Source organism: Streptomyces sp. NPDC054847, from assembly GCF_053610925.1.
The window spans coordinates 1-7118 of record NZ_JBSGZJ010000372.1; the positions used below are offsets into that span (position 1 = coordinate 1).

Sequence of the window (7118 nt, forward strand, 5' to 3'; positions counted from 1 at the left end):
GCGACTACTGGTCGATCTTGTCGTCGACCAGCTTCTTCACGTTGTTCCAGGCCTTCTCGGGCGAGGTTCCACGCGTTTCGATGTCGAGGATTCCGTTGTCCGTCAGGAAGGTCTTCACCTGTCCGTCCCAGCGGCCGATCGGGGCGGGCTTGATCTGCTGGGCGGCCTCGGAGTAGATCTTGCCGACCGGGACGCCGGGGAAGTACTCCGGCTGGGCGTTCTGCACGGTCTCGGACTTGAGGCCGTCCGTGGTCGAGGGGATGTTGCCGTTCACGGCGAAGACCTTGGCCTGCTGCTCGGGCGCGGTCAGCCAGGCGGCGAGCTTCGCGGCCTCGGCGGTGTGCTTGCCCGCCTTGGGCACGGCGAGGAAGGAGCCGCCCCAGTTCGCCGGGACGGGCGCCTGGGCGATGTCCCACTTGCCCTTGTTCGCCGGGCCGGCCTGGTCCTTGATGATGCCGGTCATCCAGGAAGGACAGGCGACGGTGGCGAACTTGGAGTTCTTGAAGGCCGCGTTCCAGGTGCCCTTCTCGTCGAACTGCCGCAGCTTGGCGGTGAGTCCACCCTGTGCGGCCTTGACGGCGGTGTCCCAGGCCTTCATCACGCCGAGGCTGCTCTCCCAGCGCAGCTTGCCGTCCTCACCGGAGTACTGGTCCGGCTGGCTGGAGACGACGGCGTTGAACAGACCGCTCGCCGAGTCGTGGAACGCGGTGCCCGCCGGCGCCTTGGCCTTGTACTTCTCGCCCTGCTCGATGAACTTGGCCCAGTCGCCCGCCCACAGCTTGCCGACCTCTTCACGGTCGGTGGGCAGCCCCGCCTTCTCGAAGAGGTCCTTGCGGTAGCAGATGCCCATCGGGCCGATGTCGGTGCCCAGTGCGACGGTCGAGCCGTTCGGGGCGGTGGCCTGCTTGACCTTCCAGTCGAGGAACTTCGAGGTGTCGACGCCTTCGGTCTTGCCCAGATCGACGAACTTCCCGGACATCGCCTCGCCGGTGGCCTCCGCGATGTAACCGACCTCGATGGCCTGGATGTCGGCGAGCCCGCTGCCCTGCGAGAGCCGCAGCTTCAGCGCGTCCCAGTACTTCTGGCCGTCGGCGACGTTCGTCTCTTCGATCTTGATGCCGGGGTTCAGCTTCTCGTACTCGGCGTAGAGCTTGGCGCCGGTCTTGTTGTCGAAGCCGAACGATCCGAACGTGCCCACACGGAGGGTGATCGTTCCGCCGCCCGAGCCCTCGTTGCTCTCGTCGCCCCCGGAGCCGCCGCATCCGGTCACGAGGAGGCCGAGGGACAGCAGACCCGCGGTGGTGAGGGTGACTGCGCGGCGTCTGCGCGGGACGTCACCGGAAGTTATGCGCATTCGAGGCTCCTACGACTGTTTTCGGCTGGTGGCGGGCCCAGAGCGACAGAGTGGGGCTGACGGCGAACAGGACCGTCCACAAGAGGGGAAGTGGAGGAAGCGGTGCAAGGGCAGGCCCGAGCGGGCCGGCGGGCAAGTGGGAGCGCTCCCACTACTGCTTGGTTCGAAAGCTTCGCGGCGACGACACCCTCTGTCAAGGTCGGGCAGCAGAGCTTTATTGCTCCGAGATGTCGCCGGCGTGAGAATCTCCCCCTTTCAGTGCGGCCAAAGACCCCCAATCGATCCAAATGGGCCGCCCCGTGCCAGCACCGCCCGTGGCACGGCTCCCCCCGGCCGGCGCTCCTCGACAAGCCGGAGCGGATGGATCAATAATGGGAGCGCTCCCGAACGCTCTGTCACCATGGTCTCCAGGGAGAATCGACGGATACCGCACCACCCCCTCCGGAGGTCACGCATGGCAGCACGGGGCCGTTTCGGCCAGCCCACACTCGAGCAGGTCGCCGCCCTGGCCGGCGTCGGGCGGGGCACCGTCTCCCGAGTGATCAACAAGTCGCCCGGCGTGCGCGACTCGACCCGGCACGCCGTGGAGCAGGCCATCGCCGAGCTCGGCTACATCCCGAACCACGCGGCCCGCGCCCTCGCCGGCAGCCGCACCGACGCCGTGGCCCTGGTCATTCCGGAGACCGAGAAGCGGTTCTTCACCGAGCCCTACTTCTCCGAGATCATCCACGGCGTCGGGATGGGCCTCGCGGACACGGAGCTCCAGCTGCTGCTGACCCTGGTGCGCACGGAGCGTGAACGCGCCCGGTTCCTCCAGTACGCGAAGGCCCGCCGGATCGACGGCGTGCTGCTCGTCTCCGTGCACCGTGACGACCCCCTGCCGGACCTGCTCTCCGAGATGGACATGCCCACCGTCCTCGGCGGCCGCCGCAGCAGCGACGAGACGGTCTCCTACGTCGACTCCGACAACGCCGGAGGGGCCCGGATCGCCGTGCGCCACCTGGCCTCGACCGGCCGCCGCAAGATCGTCACCATCACGGGCCGCGCGGACATGTACGTGGCCCAGTGCCGGCTGCGCGGTTACGAGGAGGCGGTCCGCGGAGCCTGCGAGGACTTCGACCCCTCCTGGGTGGCCGCGGGCGACTTCACCGAGGAGAGCGGCCGTCACGCCATGGCGGAGCTGCTGCGGCTCCACCCGGACCTCGACGCCGTGTTCGCCGCCTCCGACGTGATGGCCGCCGGCGCCCTGCACACGCTGCGCGCGGCGGGGCGCCGGGTGCCCGACGACGTGGCCGTCATCGGCTTCGACGACTCCCCGCTCGCCCAGCACACCGACCCGCAGCTGACCACCGTCCGGCAGCCGGTCGAGGAGATGGGCCGCACCATGGTCGGCGTCCTCCTCGACCAGATGGCCGCCCCCGGCGCGGCCTGGCGGAACGTGGTGGTGCGCACCGAGCTGGTGCGCCGGGACACGGCCTGACGGGCCGGCCCGCAGGCCGCCCCGCATCGGCCGCGCGGCGTCCTGGGGACCTGCCGGCCGGGGCGTGTCGACGCCCCTTGCGGACAAGGCCCGTTCCGCTCAGCGGCCGTGGACCTGGAACTCGTGGAGCGAGATGCCGTACGGGGTGGCCCGGACCCGGCCCAGCAGCCTGACGTAGCGCCCCTGACCCGCGACGGCGAGCTGCTGTGTGCCGCCCGTCGACGAGGTCGTCGCGTGCAGCCCCCTCGAGGTGCCGAAGCCTGGGTCGTCGGAGACCTGGACCGTGAACGATCTGGCGTACGCCGCCTCCCACTTGAGCGTCAGGCGCGAGACGGTGCGGGACGACCCGAGGTCGACCGTGATCCACTGGTGGTCCTGGAAGGCGCTGCTCCAGCGGGTGTCGTCGCGGCCGTCGACCGCCTGCCCGGGCGCGAGCCCGCTGTTCTCCGAGGACGACGCCCACGCGGGGCGGCCCTGGGAGAGCAGGGACTCCTCCGGCTGCGGGCCCGGGCCGCCGTCCGCGAGCCGGTCCGCCGTGCGGTCGAGGTACGTCGCCGTCCACGCGAGCGGCGCGTTCCAGTTGATGGTGTTCTCCTTGGAGCCCCAGGCCTCCGGCGCGGTGTCCGGACCGGCGTAGGACTTCGCGGCCGGCCTCCCGGTGGGCGTCGCCGGGTCGTTGATGTTCTCGTTGTTGGGCCCGCCGGAAAGCCAGCCCTTCGGATAGGGAGTACGGGGGTACGCGCCCCAGGCGAGCCGGTCGTGCAGATCGGTCTCCGCGTACTCCCCGTAGCCCGTGATGTAGGACAGGCGCATCGCGTTGTTGCCCATGAGGTAGTCCATGGCGCGGTGCATGGCCTTCAGGTACCGGACGTCGTCGGTCAGGTCGTGGGCGGTGCCGAGGAGCAGCATCCGGTTGGCGATGAAGGAGTTGGAGCCCCAGGGGTACTTCGCGGAGCCGGGGATGAGGGCCGGGTAGCCCTCGGCGTTCAGCGTGGTGACGACCGAGTCGGCGAAGGCCGTCAGGTTTCCGCGCATCCTGGCGATGTCGGCGGCGGGCAGGTCGGCCGCGACGGTCAGCAGGGAGAGCGTTCCCGCTGTGGCGACCTCCGCCCAGTCGAACTGGGCGACCTGACCGTAGTGGGGCGATCCGGTGACGGCGGAGCGGTAGCCGGCGGCCGAGCCGTCGGCGCGCCGGTGGGCGGTCAGATAGAGCTCGGCCGCCGCGGCGTACCGGTCGTCGCTGTTCCTGGTGTCGGGGTAGTCGCCGCCGCCCTCCGCGTCCGAGTCGACCGCGTAGTCGACGTCGGGCATGGCCTCCGCGCGCTGCCAGGCGGTCCTGGCGCTCGCCCAGAGAGCGTCCGAGCGGGCGGGGTCGTACTGCCGCAGCACCCGGGCGAGCTGGGCGTTCGTGCGGGCGACCGCGTAGGTGGCGTTGGTGGACGGCGGCATGGCGGAGCGGGCGAGGGCGTTCTCCGCGCCGATGTCGGTGACGGGGAAGGCGCTCCAGGTGTGGTTGTGCACCTTGTGGGAAGCGAGGCCCGTGGAGGGCAGCATCCCCGCCATGAAGCGCGAGCCGTACTCGACCTCGTCGAGGATGTCGGGACGGCCGTTGCCGCGCTCGGGAACGGGCAGGCTGCCGTCGCCGTAGGCCGCGGGGTCGCGCTCATAGAGGTTGAGCAGCGTCCAGGCGGAGATGGCGTGGTTGACGGGGTAGATGCCGAAGTCGCCGGCGTCGGCCCAGGAGCCGGCGGCGTTCAGCCGCTCGCCGCCGCACCAGGCGTTGTAGCAGGGCACGGAGCTGTCGCCGGGGTGGAGCGCGGCATGGGCGTGGGCGCCGTGCTGGAGGTACTGGCCCTCGACCGTGGTGCCCATGCGGTGGAAGTAGAAGTACTGCATGGCCTCGCGGCCCAGCTGGGGATAGAGGGCCTTGTCCTGGATGGTGAAGGCCACGCTGGATCCGGCGCCGTCGACGCTGAGGCGGTAGTCGCCGGCGCGGGTGACCGAGGAGAAGTCCGCCTGGTGCACATGGTCGCCGGAGGCGGGATCGCTGCCGTGCACACGGGTGGTGCCGGAGGCGACGACCGCGTTGTCCCCGGCGCCTCGCAGCTGCCAGGAGAGCGGCGACATCGAGGCGGCCACGACGGTGGCGACCTTGTCGGCCGCGGTGAGGTAGCCGACCTGGTTGACGCGGACGGGACTCGGGTCGCCGCCGGCCGTCGCCGCGGGGGCCGCTGTCTCCGCCGCGACTCCTGAGGCCGGAGCGAAGAGGGTGGCGGTGAGCGCGGCCGCGAGGGCGGCTGCCGCGCGGGAACGGCCGAGGCGTCGTGGTCGCGGGTGCGGGGCGCGGGGCATCGTACGGGCCTCCTGGGTGGGGGACGGAAGCGAACGCGTGCGGATGGTTCACGGCGGCTCTTCGCGACGCAGCATCGGGAGCGCTCCCATCAAAGACACCTCGCCGGCCGAGTCAAGGCGGTCGGACGAAGATGGACGGGAGCGCTCCCATGCAGGCGCCGCGACCCTCACGGGAACCCGGCCCTTCACGACCGGACACGAAAAAGAGGGCCGGCACCACTTGTGCGGCGCCGCGGACCAATGAAGCGGCTCCCGCGGCCCATGTCAATGACCGCGGCAGAACCCCGCACTCTTGACAACCCGCGCCCGCTGACCGAATCTCATGGGAGCGCTCCCATTCCGGCTGACGAACAGCTCTGGTCTTTCGCCTGCCCCGCCGCAGAGCTGCCGGTCGCCGGAGCGGGAGCGCTCTCAGCAGCTCCACCCAGTTCGTGCCCGGTGGCCGCGGGCGCCCCGCGGCCGACCGGCGATCGACCGATCAGAGGATGACGATGACCGCAGAGAACGATCCGGTTCCCGCAGGGCTCACGCGCCCGCCGGCCGCATCGGCCTTTCCACCGGGATTCCTGTGGGGAGTGGCCACGTCCGCGTACCAGATCGAAGGCGCGGTGAGCCAGGACGGCCGTGGAGCGTCGATCTGGGACACGTTCTCCCGCACGCCGGGCAAGGTGGCCAACGGCCACAACGGCGACGTGGCCGCCGACCATTACGCGCGCTACGAGCAGGACGTCGCCCTGATGTCCGAACTGGGCATGGGTGGTTACCGGTTCTCCGTGGCCTGGCCGCGCATCCAGCCGGACGGGCGCGGCCCGGCCGACGCCCGGGGCCTGGACTTCTACAGCAGGCTGGTCGACTCCCTGCTGGAGAAGAACATCCGGCCCGCCCTCACGCTCTACCACTGGGACCTCCCCCAGGCCCTGGAGGACGAGGGCGGCTGGCGGAACCGCGACACGGCCTTCCGGTTCGCCGAGTACGCCCAGCTGGTGAGCGAGGCGCTCGGCGACCGCGTGAAGCTGTGGGGCACGCTCAACGAGCCGTGGTGCGCGGCCTTCCTCGGTTACGGCAACGGCATCCACGCGCCCGGCGCCGTCGACCCGGCCGGTTCGCTGATCGCCGCCCACCACCTGCTGCTCGGCCACGGCCTCGCGGTCCCCGCGGTGCGCGCCGCGGCGCCCGACGCCGAGGTCGGGATCACGCTCAACTTCTATCCCGTGGACGCCGATACGGAGAGCAGCGCCGACCTGGACGCCGCCCACCGCATCGACCTGCTCCAGAACCGTCTCTTCCTCGACCCGGTGGTGGAGGGCGCGTACCCGGCGGACGTGCGGGAGCACTTCGAGCGGGTGTGCGGCACCGGCCACATCGAGCCGGAGGACGAGAAGATCATCGGGGCGCCGGTCGACTTCCTCGGCGTCAACTACTACACGTCCTACCGGGTCGCCGGCGGCGGCGAGCCCTCCGGCCCGTCACCGTGGCCCGGCGCCGAGGACGTGCGCTTCCTCGACCGCGGTCTGCCGAGGACCGGCATCGGCTGGGAGATCGACTCCGACGGCCTGCGCCGGCAGCTGGTCCGGATCAGCCAGGACCATCCCGGCCTGGCCATGTACATCACCGAGAACGGCGCGGCGTTCGACGACACCGTCGACGCCGACGGCCGGATCGACGACACGGACCGGATCGCCTACATCGACGGCCATCTGCGGGCGGTCCACCGGGCCATCGAGGAAGGGGCCGACGTCCGGGGCTACTTCCTGTGGTCGCTGCTCGACAACTTCGAGTGGGCCGAGGGCTACGGGATGCGGTTCGGCATCGTGCGTGTGGACTTCGAGACGCAGCGGCGCACTCCGAAGCAGAGCGCCCTCTGGTACGGGAACGTCGCCGTCGCCGGCGGCCTCCCCGACTGACAGCCGTTCCCGTGCCGCGGCACGGGAA

At 70.9% G+C, this 7118-nt stretch carries 4 protein-coding genes; 2 read left to right on the forward strand and 2 right to left on the reverse strand.

Annotated elements, in window-relative coordinates:
• Positions 1-4: 4 nt before the first annotated feature.
• On the reverse strand, positions 5-1354 hold the full coding sequence (locus tag ACWGH4_RS27470) for an ABC transporter substrate-binding protein (protein ID WP_453465684.1): 1350 nt from the start codon (positions 1352-1354) through the stop codon (positions 5-7).
• A gap of 454 nt (positions 1355-1808) precedes the next feature.
• Between ACWGH4_RS27470 and ACWGH4_RS27475 the strand changes: the two genes are divergently transcribed.
• Positions 1809-2834 carry a LacI family DNA-binding transcriptional regulator gene (locus ACWGH4_RS27475; protein ID WP_364591648.1) on the forward strand — a complete coding sequence of 342 codons (1026 nt, stop codon included), beginning with the start codon at positions 1809-1811 and terminating at the stop codon, positions 2832-2834.
• A 99-nt stretch (positions 2835-2933) separates the two neighbouring features.
• On the opposite strand, the gene ACWGH4_RS27480 is transcribed toward ACWGH4_RS27475, so the two are convergent.
• The gene (locus tag ACWGH4_RS27480; protein ID WP_453465687.1) at positions 2934-5186 is read right to left on the reverse strand and encodes a glycoside hydrolase family 9 protein; all 2253 of its coding nucleotides are present in this window, start codon (positions 5184-5186) and stop codon (positions 2934-2936) included.
• A 491-nt stretch (positions 5187-5677) separates the two neighbouring features.
• Between ACWGH4_RS27480 and ACWGH4_RS27485 the strand changes: the two genes are divergently transcribed.
• Positions 5678-7090: a GH1 family beta-glucosidase gene (locus ACWGH4_RS27485; protein ID WP_441264813.1), complete on the forward strand. Its 1413-nt coding sequence runs from the start codon at positions 5678-5680 to the stop codon at positions 7088-7090.
• The last annotated feature ends 28 nt before the right edge of the window (positions 7091-7118 follow it).

What these genes read in the sequence shown, in the direction of transcription:
- ACWGH4_RS27470 (WP_453465684.1), bottom strand. Translation starts at nt 1,354, where the DNA reads ATGCGCATAACTTCCGGTGACGTCCCGCGCAGACGCCGCGCAGTCACC.
- ACWGH4_RS27485 (WP_441264813.1), top strand. Translation starts at nt 5,678, where the DNA reads ATGACCGCAGAGAACGATCCGGTTCCCGCAGGGCTCACGCGCCCGCCG.
- ACWGH4_RS27475 (WP_364591648.1), top strand. Translation starts at nt 1,809, where the DNA reads ATGGCAGCACGGGGCCGTTTCGGCCAGCCCACACTCGAGCAGGTCGCC.
- ACWGH4_RS27480 (WP_453465687.1), bottom strand. Translation starts at nt 5,186, where the DNA reads ATGCCCCGCGCCCCGCACCCGCGACCACGACGCCTCGGCCGTTCCCGC.